Annotated in this window: 16 protein-coding genes; 12 read left to right on the top strand and 4 right to left on the bottom strand. The window is 56.8% G+C overall.

Annotated features, from left to right (window positions below):
- From cydB to THINI_RS14915, 3 genes are all read left to right on the top strand, one after another.
- Entirely contained in the window at positions 1 to 1,143 is a 1,143-nt protein-coding gene (gene cydB / locus THINI_RS14925; protein WP_002709386.1) for a cytochrome d ubiquinol oxidase subunit II, read from the top strand.
- Between the two features lie 12 nt (positions 1,144 to 1,155).
- Positions 1,156 to 1,281: a cytochrome bd-I oxidase subunit CydX gene (gene cydX / locus THINI_RS24440; RefSeq protein ID WP_002709385.1), complete on the top strand. Its 126-nt coding sequence runs from the start codon at positions 1,156 to 1,158 to the stop codon at positions 1,279 to 1,281.
- Positions 1,282 to 1,448: 167 nt separating this feature from the next.
- Positions 1,449 to 1,985, top strand: a complete 537-nt coding sequence (locus THINI_RS14915; RefSeq protein WP_002709384.1) for a hypothetical protein — start codon at positions 1,449 to 1,451, stop codon at positions 1,983 to 1,985.
- A gap of 74 nt (positions 1,986 to 2,059) precedes the next feature.
- On the opposite strand, the gene THINI_RS14910 is transcribed toward THINI_RS14915, so the two are convergent.
- Positions 2,060 to 2,947 carry an energy-coupling factor ABC transporter permease gene (locus tag THINI_RS14910; RefSeq protein WP_002709383.1) on the bottom strand — a complete coding sequence of 296 codons (888 nt, stop codon included), beginning with the start codon at positions 2,945 to 2,947 and terminating at the stop codon, positions 2,060 to 2,062.
- Positions 2,948 to 3,059: 112 nt separating this feature from the next.
- Positions 3,060 to 3,542: a nickel-responsive transcriptional regulator NikR gene (gene nikR, locus THINI_RS14905; RefSeq protein WP_002709382.1), complete on the bottom strand. Its 483-nt coding sequence runs from the start codon at positions 3,540 to 3,542 to the stop codon at positions 3,060 to 3,062.
- Between the two features lie 285 nt (positions 3,543 to 3,827).
- Here nikR and THINI_RS14900 point away from each other — a divergent pair, with 285 nt between their 5' ends.
- From THINI_RS14900 to THINI_RS14890, 3 genes are read left to right on the top strand one after another with little or no spacing between them, the layout of a single operon-like run.
- Entirely contained in the window at positions 3,828 to 4,769 is a 942-nt protein-coding gene (locus THINI_RS14900; protein ID WP_002709380.1) for an MbnP family copper-binding protein, read from the top strand.
- A 3-nt stretch (positions 4,770 to 4,772) separates the two neighbouring features.
- Positions 4,773 to 5,966 (top strand): methanobactin export MATE transporter MbnM, encoded by a 1,194-nt coding sequence (locus THINI_RS14895; protein WP_002709379.1) that lies wholly within the window; start codon positions 4,773 to 4,775, stop codon positions 5,964 to 5,966.
- Positions 5,967 to 5,969: 3 nt separating this feature from the next.
- The gene (locus THINI_RS14890; protein WP_002709378.1) at positions 5,970 to 7,184 is read left to right on the top strand and encodes a porin; all 1,215 of its coding nucleotides are present in this window, start codon (positions 5,970 to 5,972) and stop codon (positions 7,182 to 7,184) included.
- Positions 7,185 to 7,197: 13 nt separating this feature from the next.
- Here the strand turns inward: THINI_RS14890 and THINI_RS14885 are convergent, their stop codons facing one another.
- Positions 7,198 to 7,572, bottom strand: a complete 375-nt coding sequence (locus THINI_RS14885; protein WP_002709377.1) for a hypothetical protein — start codon at positions 7,570 to 7,572, stop codon at positions 7,198 to 7,200.
- A 156-nt stretch (positions 7,573 to 7,728) separates the two neighbouring features.
- Here THINI_RS14885 and THINI_RS14880 point away from each other — a divergent pair, with 156 nt between their 5' ends.
- A complete protein-coding gene (locus THINI_RS14880; protein ID WP_002709376.1) occupies positions 7,729 to 7,935 on the top strand; it encodes a YgaP family membrane protein in 207 nt (68 codons plus the stop codon).
- A 19-nt stretch (positions 7,936 to 7,954) separates the two neighbouring features.
- Here THINI_RS14880 and THINI_RS23560 read toward each other — a convergent pair whose 3' ends face one another.
- Positions 7,955 to 9,442: a sensor histidine kinase gene (locus tag THINI_RS23560; protein ID WP_050988062.1), complete on the bottom strand. Its 1,488-nt coding sequence runs from the start codon at positions 9,440 to 9,442 to the stop codon at positions 7,955 to 7,957.
- 296 nt (positions 9,443 to 9,738) lie between these two features.
- Between THINI_RS23560 and THINI_RS14870 the strand changes: the two genes are divergently transcribed.
- From THINI_RS14870 to THINI_RS14850, 5 genes are all read left to right on the top strand, one after another.
- A complete protein-coding gene (locus THINI_RS14870) occupies positions 9,739 to 11,916 on the top strand; it encodes a malate synthase G (RefSeq protein WP_002709374.1) in 2,178 nt (725 codons plus the stop codon).
- A 228-nt stretch (positions 11,917 to 12,144) separates the two neighbouring features.
- Positions 12,145 to 13,485: a Na(+)-translocating NADH-quinone reductase subunit A gene (locus THINI_RS14865; RefSeq protein WP_002709373.1), complete on the top strand. Its 1,341-nt coding sequence runs from the start codon at positions 12,145 to 12,147 to the stop codon at positions 13,483 to 13,485.
- Between the two features lie 4 nt (positions 13,486 to 13,489).
- Positions 13,490 to 14,713: an NADH:ubiquinone reductase (Na(+)-transporting) subunit B gene (locus THINI_RS14860; RefSeq protein ID WP_211207036.1), complete on the top strand. Its 1,224-nt coding sequence runs from the start codon at positions 13,490 to 13,492 to the stop codon at positions 14,711 to 14,713.
- Positions 14,713 to 15,516, top strand: a complete 804-nt coding sequence (locus THINI_RS14855; protein WP_002709371.1) for a Na(+)-translocating NADH-quinone reductase subunit C — start codon at positions 14,713 to 14,715, stop codon at positions 15,514 to 15,516. Before THINI_RS14860 ends, THINI_RS14855 begins: the two co-directional genes overlap by 1 nt.
- Positions 15,513 to 16,175, top strand: a complete 663-nt coding sequence (locus THINI_RS14850) for an NADH:ubiquinone reductase (Na(+)-transporting) subunit D (RefSeq protein WP_002709370.1) — start codon at positions 15,513 to 15,515, stop codon at positions 16,173 to 16,175. The genes THINI_RS14855 and THINI_RS14850 overlap by 4 nt, the downstream gene beginning before the upstream one ends.
- The last annotated feature ends 1 nt before the right edge of the window (position 16,176 follow it).

The raw sequence follows: 16,176 nt of genomic DNA, 5'->3' as shown, positions 1-16,176 counted from the left end.
ATGATATTTGATTACGAAACTTTCAAGCTGATCTGGTGGGTGCTGGTGGGCGTGCTGTTCATCGGCTTTGCCCTGACCGATGGCTTCGACATGGGCGTGGGCGCGTTGCTGCGCTATGTCGGCAAAACCGATGAGGAGCGCCGGGTGGCGATCAACGCCATTGCCCCGCACTGGGATGGCAATCAGGTGTGGCTGATCCTTGCTGCCGGGGCAATTTTCGCGGCATGGCCGATTACCTTTGGTGCGGCTTTCTCCATGATGTACTGGGGGCTGGTGCTGACGCTGTTTTCACTGTTCTTCCGCCCGGTGGGCTTTGATTACCGTTCCAAGATTGAAAACCCGACCTGGCGCAATACCTGGGACTGGGGGCTGGTGGCGGCTGGCGTGATTCCGCCGCTGGTGATCGGGGTGGCGTTTGGCAACCTGTTCCTGGGCGTGCCGTTCCAGTTTGATGAATTCCTGCGGGTGGATGGCAAGGCGCAACTGTTTGGCCTGTTCCATCCGTTCGCGGTACTGAGCGGGATTGTTAGCCTGCTGATGTTCGCCATGCAGGGCGCGACTTACCTGATGATGCGCACCGATGCGGCGGTGTACGGGCGTTCCCGCACGGCGGCGCAAGTGACCGGGCTGGGCGTGTTCATCACTTTCGCGCTGGCTGGTGTCTGGCTGTGGGCGGGGATTGACGGTTACGCGATTACCCAAGCGCCGCCGCACGACTCACTGCCGAACCCGATGGCGAAAACGGTGATGCCGCAAGCGGGCGCGTGGCTGGCGAACTACGCGGCGTTCCCGCCTGCCATGCTGGCTCCGGCGCTGGGCCTGCTGGGGGCTTTGGGCGCATTTCTGCTGGCCGGGGCTAACCGCGCGGTGCTGGCGTTCGTGTGCAGTTCGCTGTCGGTGGCGGGGGTGATCCTGACCGCCGGGGTATCGCTGTTCCCGTTCGTGATGCCTTCCAGCCTCAACCCCAGCCATAGCCTGACGCTGTGGGATTCTTCGTCCAGCTACCTGACGCTGGCGATCATGTTCTGGGCTGCGGTGATTTTTGTCCCCATCATCCTGTTCTACACCTTCTGGTGTTACAAACAGTTGTGGGGCAAATACACCGTGCAGTTCATCCGCGACAACGACCATTCGGTTTATTGAGGAGGTTTGATCATGTGGTATTTCGCATGGATTTTAGGGGTGCTGCTCGCTTGCGCGTTCGGCATCATCAATGTGATGTGGCTGGAATTTCACGGGGATATGGAACCGGAACCCGTGAAAGCCAATCCCGACCGGTAACAACTATAATTACCCTCGTCTAGTGCTCCTCCGGGGCGGTGTCTCCCAAAGCCGCCCCGGCCTTTTCCACCCGCTTTGACAATCCGCAATGCAATTCCCGTTTGTTACACTCAAGCTTTTCACGTTAACCCTAATGAATTCAAACATCTTGAGCCAGGAGAAACCCCATGTTGAAACCCATCAGTTATTTGCTGCTTTCCGCCGCCCTGTCCAACGTAGCTTTCGCTGAAGAAACCGCCACCACCGCACCGGCTGCCCCAGCCATGCACGCCATGCACGCCGCTGATGCTGCCGCACCAATGGACGCTGAAGCCGCGGCCAAGCAGGCTTTCATGAAAAATATGATGCACGCCAACCCGCTGCCCAACTACATGATGATCATCAAGAAGGAGGCGGACAACCTCAAAATGACCGACGAGCAAAAAGCCAAAGCGGATGCTTGGTACAACGAAAACAATCCAAAGGCCGCCGAAGCCGTCAAGAACATCATCGCCGCCGAGCAGGCGCTGGCGGAAGCCTCCATGAATGGGGCAAGTGCGGAAGAGTTGATGAAACAATTTGATGAAACGGCAGCCATGCGCCGCACATTGGCCGAACAAAAAGCCAAGTGCAGTGATTACATGCGCGAAGTGCTAACCCCGGAACAGTGGGAACAGGTGGTCAAGATGCAGAAGGAAGCGATGGCGGCAGCACCCGCCAACTAAAACGGACTGCTGTTGATTTCCCAGCACGGGCGGCTTTATCCAAAGCCGCCCTTTTTAGTGTTGACCATGAAATTTCAGCGTGTTGCTCCCTGCATCGACCGCAACAGGCCAAACCCCAACACAAAACAAATCACGACACCCGCCAGACCGGCAACCCCGGTTGACAGGCTTGCATTGCTGATGGCTGCTACGGTGTAATCAGGCATCGCGCCAACAAAGGCAGGCGCAGATTCATGCAGGAACTGGTATTTTCCGGCGACCCATTCCAGCCCATCCGGGAAACCGGATGCAAACGGGCTAAGCAGCAAGGCCACCAGCGCTGCTGCCAGCAGGGGGGCGGCAACATGCGCTTTGCCTTCAGTTGCAGCCAAACCGTTAAGCAGAAGCGCAACTGCTGCCACGGAAATGACGGCTTCACCCAGCCCAATCAGGGCATGAGTCCCAACCATGGCCGGGAATACCGTTCCGGGCGCAGCCTGACCGTCGATGACCAATTCCAGACTGACCGCTACGGAGGCCAATACCACTGAGCACCAGGCCGCCACGGCGGTGGAAACGTATTGCCCCAGTGAGCCTGCCAGCCGCTGCCGTAACCAGCCCCCCACGCCCGCGCCGATCAGAGCCATGTTGAAAACATTCGCCCCCAACACGGTTACACCGCCATCCAAGAACACCAGGCTTTGGACGGTGACAACCAGTGCAATCGCCAATACACCCAGCGGCGTACCCAACGCGGCGGAGGCCAGCACCCCACCCAGCAAGTGCCCGGATGTACCGTGCATGATCGGGAAATTCATCATCTGTCCGGCAAAGATCAGCGCCACGATGGCGGCAAAACGCCCCGCTGTGGGTTTGTGTTCGGCTTTCATCACCAGCCACGCAACGGCGGCAACGCCTGCCACGCTGAATGCTGCCGTTACCGGGCAAACAGCGCCTTGTAACATCGAATCAGGAATGTGCATGGTTATACTCCCTCGGTATGAAGAAAATAAAATTCGTATGAATTCCTGTTTCAGTGTAGTTCTGCTACATGAGAGTGTCCATACAATCCATTGGTCAAAATCCGGTAATGATTCAGGTAATCGGGCGGAAATGCAGGTGCTGGAATTGCGGGGCATACGGCGCTTTGCCGTGCGTGTGGCTGGCGGGTTCGGCATCCACCGGGATCAGGTGCAGTCTGCCGTGACGGATACCGGGCGAACTGATGACCTGATCGGCAAACGCCTGCACGGATTGTACCGGGCCACGCAGGATGACCGTTTCCAGACAGTTGTCGTGATCCAGATGCACATGCTGCATGGCGACCGTCAGATCGTGGTGGTTATGATGGGACTGGGTAACGCGGCTGGCCAGTTCGCGCTCATGGTGGTTGTAAACATAGGTCAGCGTGCCGACGCAATAGCCCTCCGCGACCGGCTGTTGCAGGCGTTCCTGTTCCAGCCGGGAACGGATCAGGTCGCGCACCGCCTCTGAGCGGTTGTTGTAACCGTGTTGCGCCATGAATTCGCCGAACTGTTGCGCCAGCCCATCATCCAGCGATACGGTAAAACGTTCCATCCTGTTCATTCTCCCTTGCCTGGTTAGCTACGTTATGCCTGCCTTGAAACCATTCTGCAAAGCTTATCCCATGATTGGAAGCACCAACAAGGCAATCCCTGCCCAATGCCGGGATAACACTTTCAAGCTGCGTGAAATAACGCCCTTTTCTGCGTTATTTCACGCAGCTTGATCAACATAAAAATGTAAGACAATGATAAATAGGTAAATAATTTCTGGCACACAATTTGCTGTTTCATGCGACCAACCTGAATTGACATTTATCAAACCCAAAGGGATGAGAGCATGAAACAACCAACATCACTGAAAACCGGGCTGGCAGTCGCTGGCGCATTATTCCTGACGGCGTGTGGCGGCGGTTCCAGCAGCGACAGCAGCAGTTCCAGCGCAAACAGCAGCACAACGGCGGCGGCAACCACCAGCCTGACCATTCCTTTCGCGGCCAAATCCGGTACAACCGACATCAATTGCGACGCCACCCTGACCGGGCTGGGAACTTCCGGCGACAGCGGCAAAATCAGTGACTTCGCCTTCTACATTCACGGCATCACCCTGAAAACCAGTGATGGCAAAAGCGTCAGCACCACGCTGGATGACAACGACTTCCAGGATCCGCAATACGGCGTGGCCATGCTGGACTTCCAGGACAAGACCGACTCTTGCTCCGGCGCGGCCAAACCCACCAACAAGCAAGTCAAGCTCAAGGCTGCGGTTGACCCGGCCACCGTGACCGGCATTGAGTTCACCGTTGGTGTGCCTTCCGCCGCCAACCACCACGACGCCAGCAAGTCGCGCGCGCCTTACAACCGTGCCGGGATGTTCTGGGCATGGCAGTCCGGCCACAAGTTCATGCGTCTGGATGTGAACCCGACCCTGCTGGTAACAAAACTTGACGCCACCACCACCAAAACCTTCAACCTGCATCTGGGTTCCACGGGGTGTACTGGCGACGCCGCCACCGGCGCGGTCGTCACCTGCACCAGCCCTAACCGCCCAATGGTTGCACTAAGCGGCATCACGGTAACGGGTTCTACCACCAGCACTGTTGTACTGGATTACGCCAAAACCATTGCCGGAACCAATATCAACATTGACACCGGCAGCGCGGTGGGTTGTATGTCGGCGCAGGATGACAAGGACTGCCCGGCCATTTTCAACAACCTCGGCCTGGCCCACAGCCTTGGCAGCGCTACCCCTGGCGCGCAACAGGCGTTCAGTATCCAGTAACGGATGAAAACAGCCACTTTCCTGCATACCGCAACCAGCGCAGCCCTGCTCACGGGCTGTGCGTTGCTGCTGGCGGGTTGCCCGCAAAAGGCCAGCCATACCACCATCGACACGGGTGACGGGACAACCTTCGCCAGCCGCGATTTCAACTGGAACATACCAGCAGGCTACCCCTTGCCAGTAGTTCCCATCACCAACCCGCTAACGGAAGCAAAATTCCAGCTTGGCCGACACCTGTTCTACGACACCCGGCTGTCGGGCAATGGCACGAAAGCCTGCGCATCCTGCCATCTCCAGTCGCTGGCGTTTTCGGATGGGGTGACGCAGGCGCTGGGTTCAACCGGCATGATGCATCCGCGCAATTCACAGGCGCTGGTCAACATTGCCTACAATGCCTCAGTCAACTGGGGGAACCCGACCACGGTCTCGCTGGAGCAGCAAGCACCCATTCCGATGTTTGGCGAATTCCCGGTGGAACTGGGCATCAATGACAGTAACAAGGCGACCGTGCTGGCGCGCTTCAAGGCCGAGCCAAAATATGCCGACCTGTTTGCCCAGGCGTTTCAGGGCGAAACCGATCCGGTCAACTTCGACAATATCGTCAAGGCGCTGGCCAGTTTCGGGCGTGGGCTGAACAGCTTCAATAGCCCGTTCGACAAGCATGAGGCTGGTGACCCGAACGCCCTCTCCGCTTCCGCCTTGCGCGGATTACGGCTGTTTTTTGATGAGAAGACCGAGTGTTTCCACTGCCATGACGGCATGAACTTTACCCAGTCTTCCTTTGACCGCACCCAGACGTTTGCCAGCGCAGTCTTTTTCAACAACGGCCTTTACAACATTGATGGCAAGGGTGGCTACCCGGAAGGCGGGCAAGGCATTTATGAAATTACCTCCAAACCCGAAGACATGGGGCGTTTCCGCCCCCCGACCTTGCGTAATATTGCCCTGACCGCGCCCTATATGCACGATGGCAGTATCGCCACGCTGGAAGAGGTAGTGCGCCATTACAATGCGGGCGGGCGCAACATTACGGCTGGCCCCAATGCCGGGGACGGGCGGCTTAACCCCAACAAAAGCAGTTTCGTGCGCCCCATCGGCATGACCGAACAGGAAATACAGGATCTGGTGGCGTTTCTGGAGAGCCTCACCGACACCGACTTTGTGACCAACCCGCGTTTCGCCAACCCCTGGAACTGAACCATGCGCCGACTCCTGACCAGTATTTCCCTGCTCGCATTACCATTGGGCGCTTCCGCCCACGGCTCCGCCCCCACCCCTGCTGATCATCACGCCAGCGCAACTAACGACAGCCACAGCACAATCGGCGCTGCCGCCAGCATCACCTGGAATTCCCGGGGAGCGGCGGACAGCAACGGCCTGTGGCGCATCCCCGGCGTGATGATGGGCGGCCATGCCCTACCGGCGGAAAAAGGCAGCACAGTCGATGACGCCATCCTGTGGGGTTCACACCGCCTGGGTGAACAAACCAGGGTCAGCGCCAAAGTCGGCGTACATAATGACGGCACGACGCAGGTGGAGCTGGAAAGCCTGGCGCTGGATTACACCCCCGCCACCCACAAACCCGTCACGGTGAGCGCAGGCTTGCTGGAACCGGCCTTCTCACACGCAGCCCACCACCACCCCAGCCTGGATACCTTTGCCGACAGCACCCTGCTGGCCGATGCCTTTTGGGGGCGCAGCATCCACGACACCGGTGTGCGGCTGGCGGGCAAACCTACCAGCAACAGCGAAATCGGCGTGGAAGTGTGGAACGGCGATTTTTTCCCTGCCACCAGCGGTGAGGGCGCGCAAGATGTATACGCCAAACTGAGCCATGAACGGGCGGGCTGGAACATGGAAGGTGGCGTGTGGGCCATGCAGACGGATGCGGTGAAACGCAGCGATGACCGCTATTTTTCCACCGACCACTCCCACACCCCCAGCGGCGTTACCCTGACTGATGTGCGGTTCACTGGCAACACCCAAATGGCAGGGTCATGGTTCAATATCACTGCCCCGAAACAGCACGGCATCGAAGCTGCCTTGCGCTATGAAGCCGCCCAGGCGCAATCCAGCGGTACATTGAGCGATACTACCCGTCAGGCTGCTTATGATAGCGACCATCTGGCCTACGCGGTAACGCCCAGCGTGAGTTATGGCAAGCTGCAACTCAGCTACCGGCTGGAAAAACTGTCGCTGGAAAACAAACTCAGCGGCAATGGCGCACAGGTGCTGGCGGACGAAGCCAACCTGGTCAACGACGCCAACCCCAAACGCCAGACCTTGCAGCTAAATTGGCAGATCAACCGGAATGTCGCTGCGCGGGCAGCCTACATCAAGGATGATACCCTAACAACCTCGGATAACCGGGTCAGCGTTGGGTTAACGTGGCAGGATACCTTGTATGAAAAATAAGTGACGCCGCAGGCTAATCCTTACTGAAAATACCGTTGCCGGTAATGATAACCCGGTTCACCCAGCTATCCGACATTTTGCCTACGCAGGCTTCCTCCTTTTTGCCATCGGCCAGCTGGGCTTCCACACTGTAGCCCTTGCCCGGCGCGTGGTTGAGGGTGACGATGCGGGTTTCCCCGACCTGCAACTGGGTGAGGAGGATTTTTTCCTGGCTGAAGTCATTGCCGTGTTCTATTTTTAGCAGAGGAATATTGGCTTCACGCATATTGGTGATTTCCACGAACAAGGGACGCCCCGGATATTGATGCCCATGCCAGAGATTCATGCCGAAAGCGCCAGCGGCCAAGCCCAGCACGCCTGCTGCCAGCAGGTGTTTGAATGTCATCATGGAAATTTCGCCTGTCTCTTACCAAAGGGGCATGATTACGGACAAGCGGTTATACCGCATTGAAAAGGCTCAATTGTGTTTATTAACGATCCCTAATATACTTGAGTCTTATTGAACCCCTAACTTAAACATCTGATACGCAAAGAGGAACACACCATGAGTATTGATCGCGTTGTACTGGCTTTCGCTGGCGGCATGATTCTGTTTGCCCTGCTGCTTGGCTACCTGGGCTTCCCGACCGTCAGCATCATCCTGCTGGCTTTCATCGGCCTGAACCTGCTGCAATCTGCTTTCACCGGCTTCTGCCCACTGGCCATGATCCTGAAAAAACTGGGTTTCAAGGCTGGCCAAGCTTTCAATTAAGTTTAGGAGGGGGCTACCCTCACTCCACCGGCAGGGTAAACGAAAACGTTGCGCCCTGACCGGCTTCCGACTCCACCCACAAACGCCCGCCATGCGCTTCAATGATGGAACGGCATAGCGACAGGCCAATCCCCATGCCTTTTTGCCCTTTGGTGGTAACAAAGGCGTCGAAGATACATTCCCTGAGTGCTGCATCCATGCCTGGGCCGGTATCAGTAATGTTTACCTGCACCATCCCCTCGGGGTTGACGAAACTGCGCACCATGACCTGACGGCATTGACTGGCAGTTTCATTCATCGCATCGACGGCATTTTGCACGATGTTCAGGATGACCTGTTCGATCTGGATCGCATCCATTTTGATGTCAGGTACTGAATCCGAAAGTTCCAGCATCAAGGGAATATTGTGTTTCCCGCCAGAGGTTTTGATGAGCAGCAAAGCCTCATGGATCACATGTTCGAGACTGGTCTGGATTTTATGCGGTTGTTGTTTGCGCACGAACGCCCGCAACCGGCGGATGATTTCCGAGGCTCGTCGGGCCTGTTTCTGAATACCATCCAGCGGTTCCAGCAAACGTTGGGCATCCTGCCCCGCGTGGATCATACGCTGGCAGGCTCCCGCATAATTGGCAACCGCCGCCAGCGGCTGGTTGAGTTCGTGGGCAATGCCGGAAGCCATTTCCCCCATCATGTTCAGGCGCACCATGTGGGCAAGGTTGGCCTGGTGCTGGCGGGCAGAGTCTTCCGCACCGGTGCGCAAGGTTTCTTCAGCCTCCAATCGGTAGGCGAGGCGGATGACCATGGCAACAACAATCAGCACCATCACGGCGGCCAGCATGGATTCAACCTGGGTATGGGTCAGCCAAGAAGAGTGCAGCAGCACTGGCAGCCAGCCCAGCAGGGGCGGAAACAGCGCCATCAGGATAATGACCCGCCTGACAACCAGGCCGCCCGCCCCATTGCTGGCCATAATACTGAAAAAGCCTTTTTCGACTTTCGCCAAGATAATGCCCCAGCCAGTCAGGGCGAAAGCGGTCGCCGTGTGCAGCGCTATCCCCACGTCGTCGGCAAAGACATAAAACATGTTTTCTTTATGGGCATAACCAAAGAACACGACCACCAGTGCCATCACGCTGAACAAGGCAGACCATTGCGCCACATTCACCAGTTTCGGGCGGTTAAGGCTGAGCAATAACAGACCGGTACTGGTGAGGATGAAGGCCAGCCCCGTCTGTGGCGACGATGGCAGGGAAGACAAGGTGGATAGCCCCACCACTGACATCACTGACTCAAACGCCGTTGCCGCTTCCCTTGAAACAAACTTCAGCAGCATCAACAAGCCGAGCAAAATACCCCCTACCGCCAACACTTGCCCCACCATTAACTGGAATGCGCCGGGCTTTTCCGGTTGGAGCAACAACAAAGCCATGCCGGTAAAAATGAAGGAAAACGCGGTTGCAGGGCTCATGGGGGGCAAATCCGGCGCTACCCGATACAGCGCTGGCATATCACTTTTCCAACCGACCAACACTAAAATGCCGACCAGTATGACGCTGATTGCCGCCAAACAGGCGAGTCGGTGCAGAAACAGTAAGTGTCGTGGTTGATTCATATCAAAAAGTATATAGGAAACGCTGTTCCCCCCGATACCGCCAACACTGTCAGTTCGTCGGGACATCTACATGTTGAATCTTAATCCTCATTATTGAGAATTCCAATTTTTGCGGCAACTGAGATTTAGGTTATAACCCGGTAATTACTAATGTCGACAATTTTGTTTATTTTCTTTGAGGATCGTGACTAATGGGTGACAGGATTCAGGTTGGCGGCTTACAAGTGTCAACACTTCTGCATGATTTCGTAACCAGGCAGGCATTGCCGGGCACTGGCCTGAGCGCGGAAAATTTCTGGGCGGGTCTGGAAGCCATCGTCAGCGACTTGGCTCCACGTAACCGTGAATTGCTGGCCAAACGCGACGACATCCAGGCCAGGATTGACGCATGGCATCTGGCTAACAAGGGTGCATTTGACTTCGCCGCCTACAAAGCTTTCCTGCAAGACATCGGCTACTTACTGCCGGAAGGTGAAGCCTTTCAGGTCACGACCGCGAATGTGGATACGGAAATCACCGCCACAGCAGGCGCGCAACTGGTCGTGCCGGTGATGAACGCCCGTTTCGCCCTCAACGCCGCCAATGCCCGCTGGGGCAGCCTGTATGACGCGCTGTACGGCACGGATGCAATTTCATCCAGCGATGGCGCGGAGGCAGGCACAGTATACAACCCGGTGCGCGGAAAGAAAGTTATTGAATTTGCACGCAATTTCCTCGACGAAGCCGCGCCACTCTCCTTCCTCTCCCACCACAACGCCAGCGGTTACCGCGTGGACGAAAGCGGGACGCTGGTGGTGGATATGATCGGCGGTTCCGTGGTCGGGCTACGTGACGGCAGCCAGTTTGTTGGCTACCGGGGCGATGCAGAAGCGCCTTCCGCGATCCTGCTGCGCAACAATGGCCTGCACTTTGAAATCCAGATTGACCGTAGTGGCACGATCGGCAAGGAAGATGCCGCAGGCGTCAACGACATCCTGATGGAAGCCGCCCTCACCACTATTATGGACTGCGAAGATTCCGTCGCCGCCGTTGACGACGTGGACAAAGTGCTGGTTTACACCAACTGGCTGGGGCTGATGAAGGGCGACCTGACCGAACAGGTGAGCAAGGGCGGCAAGACCTTCACCCGCGCCATGAATCCTGACCGCGAATACACTGCTGCCCACGGCTCCACCATCACCCTGCCGGGGCGCAGCCTGCTGTTCGTGCGTAACGTCGGCCACTTGATGACCAACCCGGCAATCCTGGACAAAGACGGCAACGAAATTCCCGAAGGTATCATGGACGGCTACATGACCGGCATGATTGCCATCCACAACCTCAAGGGCGACGCCAAATTCGCCAATTCCCGCACCGGCTCGGTCTACATCGTCAAACCGAAAATGCACGGGCCGGAAGAAGTGGCTTTCACCAACGAGCTGTTCGGGCGCATCGAAGACGCTCTCGGCCTGCTGCGCTACACCCTCAAGGTCGGCATCATGGATGAAGAGCGCCGCACCACCGTCAACCTGAAAGAATGCATCCGCGCCGCCAAAGAGCGCGTGGTGTTCATCAACACCGGCTTCCTCGACCGTACTGGCGATGAAATGCACACCTCAATGGAAGCTGGCCCGATGATCCGCAAGAACGACATGAAGTCGTCCGCCTGGATCAAGGCTTACGAAGACTGGAACGTCGACATCGGTCTGGAATGCGGCCTGCCAGGTCATGCGCAGATCGGCAAGGGCATGTGGGCAATCCCTGACCAAATGGCAAACATGCTGGCCACCAAGATCGGCCATCCGCTGTCTGGCGCGAATACAGCGTGGGTTCCATCGCCGACGGCGGCCACATTGCACGCGCTGCACTACCACAAGGTCAATGTGTTTGCGCGTCAGGAAGAGCTGAAGAGCCGTCCGCGTGCCAACATCGACGATATTCTGACCATTCCGGTGGAGCAAAACCCGAACTGGAGCGCAGCAGACATCCAGCAGGAACTGGACAACAACGCACAGGGCATTCTCGGCTACGTGGTACGCTGGGTCAACCAAGGTGTTGGCTGTTCCAAAGTGCCTGACATCAGCGATGTGGGCTTGATGGAAGACCGCGCCACCCTGCGTATTTCCAGCCAGCACATGGCCAACTGGTTGCATCACGGCATCTGCACCGAGCAGCAGGTGATGGAGGCATTCAAGCGCATGGCGGTGAAAGTGGATGCGCAGAATGACGGTGACCCGACTTACACCAAAATGGGCGGTAACTTCGACAAGAGCGTGGCGTTCAAAGCGGCTTGTGATCTGGTGTTCAAGGGGCGTGAGCAGCCGAATGGTTATACTGAACCGTTGCTTCACAAGTATCGTCAGGAAGCCAAGGTGGCGTTGTTTTTTTAAAGCTGCACTTTTAGCCCCCCCATCCCCGACCCTTCCCCACAAGGGGGAAGGGCATGATGCTGACAATTTTTACCAAATTCAGCCAAAAATAAGCAAAAAAACCCATGTGCGCTTGCAACATTGTCGACACTTTACGATAATCCGCATCTTACAGCGCGTGTGATTGCTGGCTAAAGAGCGTGGTCGGCGAACGGGCGCAGTTCCTCTCTTTGAGCGTTGGTGCAGCACATGAAAATCACGAAAGGTCTGGACTTGCCTATCAAGGGCAAACCGGAACAGAAGATTTATGCGCATCCTGAACCTGATAAGGTAGCCGTGCTGGGGCGTGACTTTCACGACTTGCGCCCTGCCATGCAGGTACAGGAAGGCGATCGGGTAAAACGCGGGCAGGTTCTGTTTACTGACCGCAAAAGTCCAGGAGTCAACTTCACTTCGCCGGGCGGCGGCGTGGTCAAGGCGATTAACCGGGGGGCGAAACGGGTACTCAACTCGGTCGTCATCGAGCTGGATGAAAACGAGGAGGCAGTCAGCTTCCCGGCCTATTCCTCTGAACAATTGTCGACACTGGATGCGGAAACAATCCGGCAGCAATTGCTGGATTCCGGCCAGTGGATTGCCTTCCGCACCCGTCCTTACAGCAAAGTCCCCAAGGCTGACAGCACACCTGCTTCCATCTTTGTAACGGCCATCGACACCTATTCATTGGCTGCTGACCCCGCTGTGATCATCGCCGAGCAGGCAGAGGCATTTCAGCAAGGGCTGGAATTGCTGGCGAAGCTGGCTCCGAAAGTTTTCGTCAATTACAAGGAAGGTGCGAGCATTCCCAAGGCGAATGCTGCCAATATCAGTTACCACACATGGTCGGGCTTGCACCCGGCGGGATTGCCAGGTACCCACATCCACTTCCTTGATCCGGTCAGTGAGCATAGGACGGTATGGCATATCGGCTATCAGGACGTGATCGCGATGGCCAAACTGTTCACGACTGGCGAGCTGTCTGTAGGCCGGGTGGTGTCAATGGTTGGCCCGGTTGTGACCAAACCACGTCTGATCCGTACCCGCATGGGGGCAAGCACTGACCAGATCGTCGAAAACCGCCTGGGTTGCGAATACTGCCGTGTCATCGCTGGTTCGACGCTGGCTGGTTTCCGGGCAGCGGGTTGGAGTGCCTTCCTCGGTCGCTATACCGTGCAGGTAACGGTGATTGGCGAAGATCAGCCGCGCCAGTTCCTGCACTGGTTGAACCCTTGGTTGAAGCAGTTTTCCGCGCTGAACGTATTCCTGCGCCCGGATGCGCACAAGCAAAAGTACGCCATGACCACTACCCAAAGCGGCAGCCGCCGCGCGATGGTACCGCTTGGCAGCTACGAAGACGTGATGCCGCTCGACATCCTGCCGACCCAGTTACTGCGTTCGCTGCTGGTGCGTGACACCGTGATGGCGCAGCAACTCGGTGCGCTGGAGCTGGACGAAGACGATCTTGCGCTGTGCACTTTCGTTTGCCACAGCAAGTATGAATACGGGCCTGCCTTGCGCGAATGCCTGCGGATGCTGGAAAAGGGGGAATGACATGATTGGTCAACTGCGCAAGCTTCTCGATAGGGTGGAGCCGAGGTTTTCCCCTGGTGGTAAATGGCACAAGTATTACGGCCTGTTTGAAATGGTCGATACCCTGCTGTACAGCCCGCCGGATCGTACCATCGGCGCGCCGCATGTGCGTGATGCCCTCGACCTGAAGCGGGTCATGGGGTACGTCTGGCTGGCAACCTTCCCTGTCATGTTCATGGCCTGCTACAACACAGGCTATCAGGCAAACATGGCGATGGCTTCCCTGGGGCTGGAACACGCGGAAGGCTGGCGTGCTTCGGTCATGGATATGTTTGGTTATGACCCGAACAGTTTCTTCCAGAATTTCCTGCATGGCTTGCTGTACTTCCTGCCGGTCTACCTGACGACGTTCATTGTCGGCGGGATTGCGGAAGTGATCTTCGCACTGGTGCGCGGGCATGAGGTGAACGAAGGTTTCTTCGTGACATCCATCCTGTATTCACTGGTGTTGCCACCCACGATTCCGTTGTGGATGGTGGCGCTGGGCATCCTGTTCGGGGTCATTCTCGGCAAGGAAGTGTTTGGCGGAACCGGCAAGAACTTCATTAACCCTGCACTGGCGGGGCGGGCTTTCCTGTTCTTTGCCTACCCTGCGTTCATGTCCGGTGATGCAGTGTGGGTGGCGGCGGATGGTTATACCGGTGCAACACCGCTGGCTATTGCTGCTGCCAACGGTATGCAGGGTGTGGCACAAAGCGGCCTGAGCTGGTGGGATGCGTTCATCGGTTTCGAGCCGGGTTCATTGGGCGAAACCTCGACACTGGCTATCCTGCTTGGTGGTTCTTTCCTGCTCTTCACCAAGATTGCCAGCTGGCGCATCGTGTCAGGTGTCATGTTCGGCATGATCATGACCTCAATCCTGTTCAACACTATTGGCAGCGACACCAACCCGATGTTTGCCATGCCCTGGTGGTGGCATCTGGTCACGGGCGGGTTTGCTTTCGGCATGATGTTCATGGCGACCGACCCGGTAACGGCATCGCAAACCAACGCCGGGCGCTGGTGGTTTGGTGTGCTGGTTGGGGTCATGGTGGTGCTGATCCGCGTGGTCAACCCGGCTTTCCCGGAAGGCATGATGCTGGCCATCCTGTTCGCCAATATCTTCGCACCGCTGATTGACTACGCCGTCATCAAGGCCAATATCAAACGCCGTCTGCAACGTCAGGCGACCGTCGGGGAGGGCAAGTAATGTTCCGTAAATTCCTCGAAATGCCTAACGACAGCAAGCAGAAGACCATCGTCGTCGCGCTGACGCTGTGCCTGGTCTGTTCCGTTGCCGTTTCCGCTGCTGCCGTGGCGCTGAAACCAGTACAGGAACAGAACAAGGCACTGGACAAGAAACGCAACATCCTGCAAATCGGCGGCCTGATGGTGCCGGGCAAGTCGGTTGACGAGCTGTTCAAACAGGTTGAACCGAAAGTGGTTGACCTGCAAACCGGCGAATACGTCGATGGCGTTGATCCGGCTACCTTCGACGCCCGTGCTGCTTCAGTCGATCCCAAACAGAACGTGGTGCTGAGCAAAGAGCAGGACATTGCTTCCATCAAGCGCCGCGCCAAATACGCCACGGTCTATCTGGTCAAGGATGCGCAGGGGCAGTTGCAGAAAATCATCCTGCCGGTGCATGGCTACGGTCTGTGGTCAACATTGTATGGCTTCCTGGCTTTGCAGGCGGATGCCAGCACTGTGGTGGGTCTCGGCTTCTATGAGCATGCGGAAACACCGGGTCTGGGTGGCGAAGTCGACAACCCTGCCTGGAAAGCCAAATGGCCGGACAAGCAAATTTTCAACGCCAACGGTGACGTTGCTATTCGCATCCTCAAAGGTGCTGCCAGCGAAGGCGAAAAGGCGGCCCACGAAGTTGACGCGCTTTCCGGCGCAACCCTGACCAGTCGCGGTGTGGATAACCTGCTGCACTTCTGGCTGGGTCAGGATGGTTTCGGCCCTTATCTGCAAAAAGCCCGATCAAATCTTACAAGAGGTGGCGTATGAACAGCGCAGCCAGGAAAGTCATAACCACACCACTGGTCGACAATAACCCGATCACACTGCAAATCCTCGGTATCTGTTCCGCGCTGGCTGTGACCAGCTCGCTGAAAACGGCGCTGCTGATGGCCGCGGCACTGACGACGGTAACGGCGTTTTCCAACGCTTCCATCAGTTCGATCCGCAACCACATCCCGAGCAGCATCCGCATTATCGTGCAAATGACCATCATCGCCTCGCTGGTTATCGTGGTCGATCAGGTGATGAAAGCCTACGCCTACGACACGGCCAAACAGCTTTCCGTTTTTGTCGGCCTGATCATCACCAACTGTATCGTCATGGGGCGGGCGGAAGCCTACGCCATGCAGAATCCGGTGGGCATGAGTTTCCTTGATGGTATCGGTAACGGTCTGGGTTACAGCCTGATCCTGATTCTGGTGGCGATTGTCCGTGAGTTGTTCGGTTCCGGTTCCCTGCTGGGCTTTGAAATCCTGCCGCTGGTGAAAAATGGTGGCTGGTATGTGCCGAATGGCTTGCTGTTGCTGCCGCCGAGTGCGTTTTTCATTATCGGTCTGTTGATCTGGGTGATCCGTACCAGAAAGCCGGAGCAGCAGGAACGTCATGACTTCCGTATCCACGAAGTCAAAGGTTTGGGGAGACACTGAT

This window comes from Thiothrix nivea DSM 5205, assembly GCF_000260135.1.
In the GTDB taxonomy this organism is placed as follows: domain Bacteria; phylum Pseudomonadota; class Gammaproteobacteria; order Thiotrichales; family Thiotrichaceae; genus Thiothrix; species Thiothrix nivea.
This window is presented reverse-complemented; position numbering and strand designations above follow the sequence as displayed.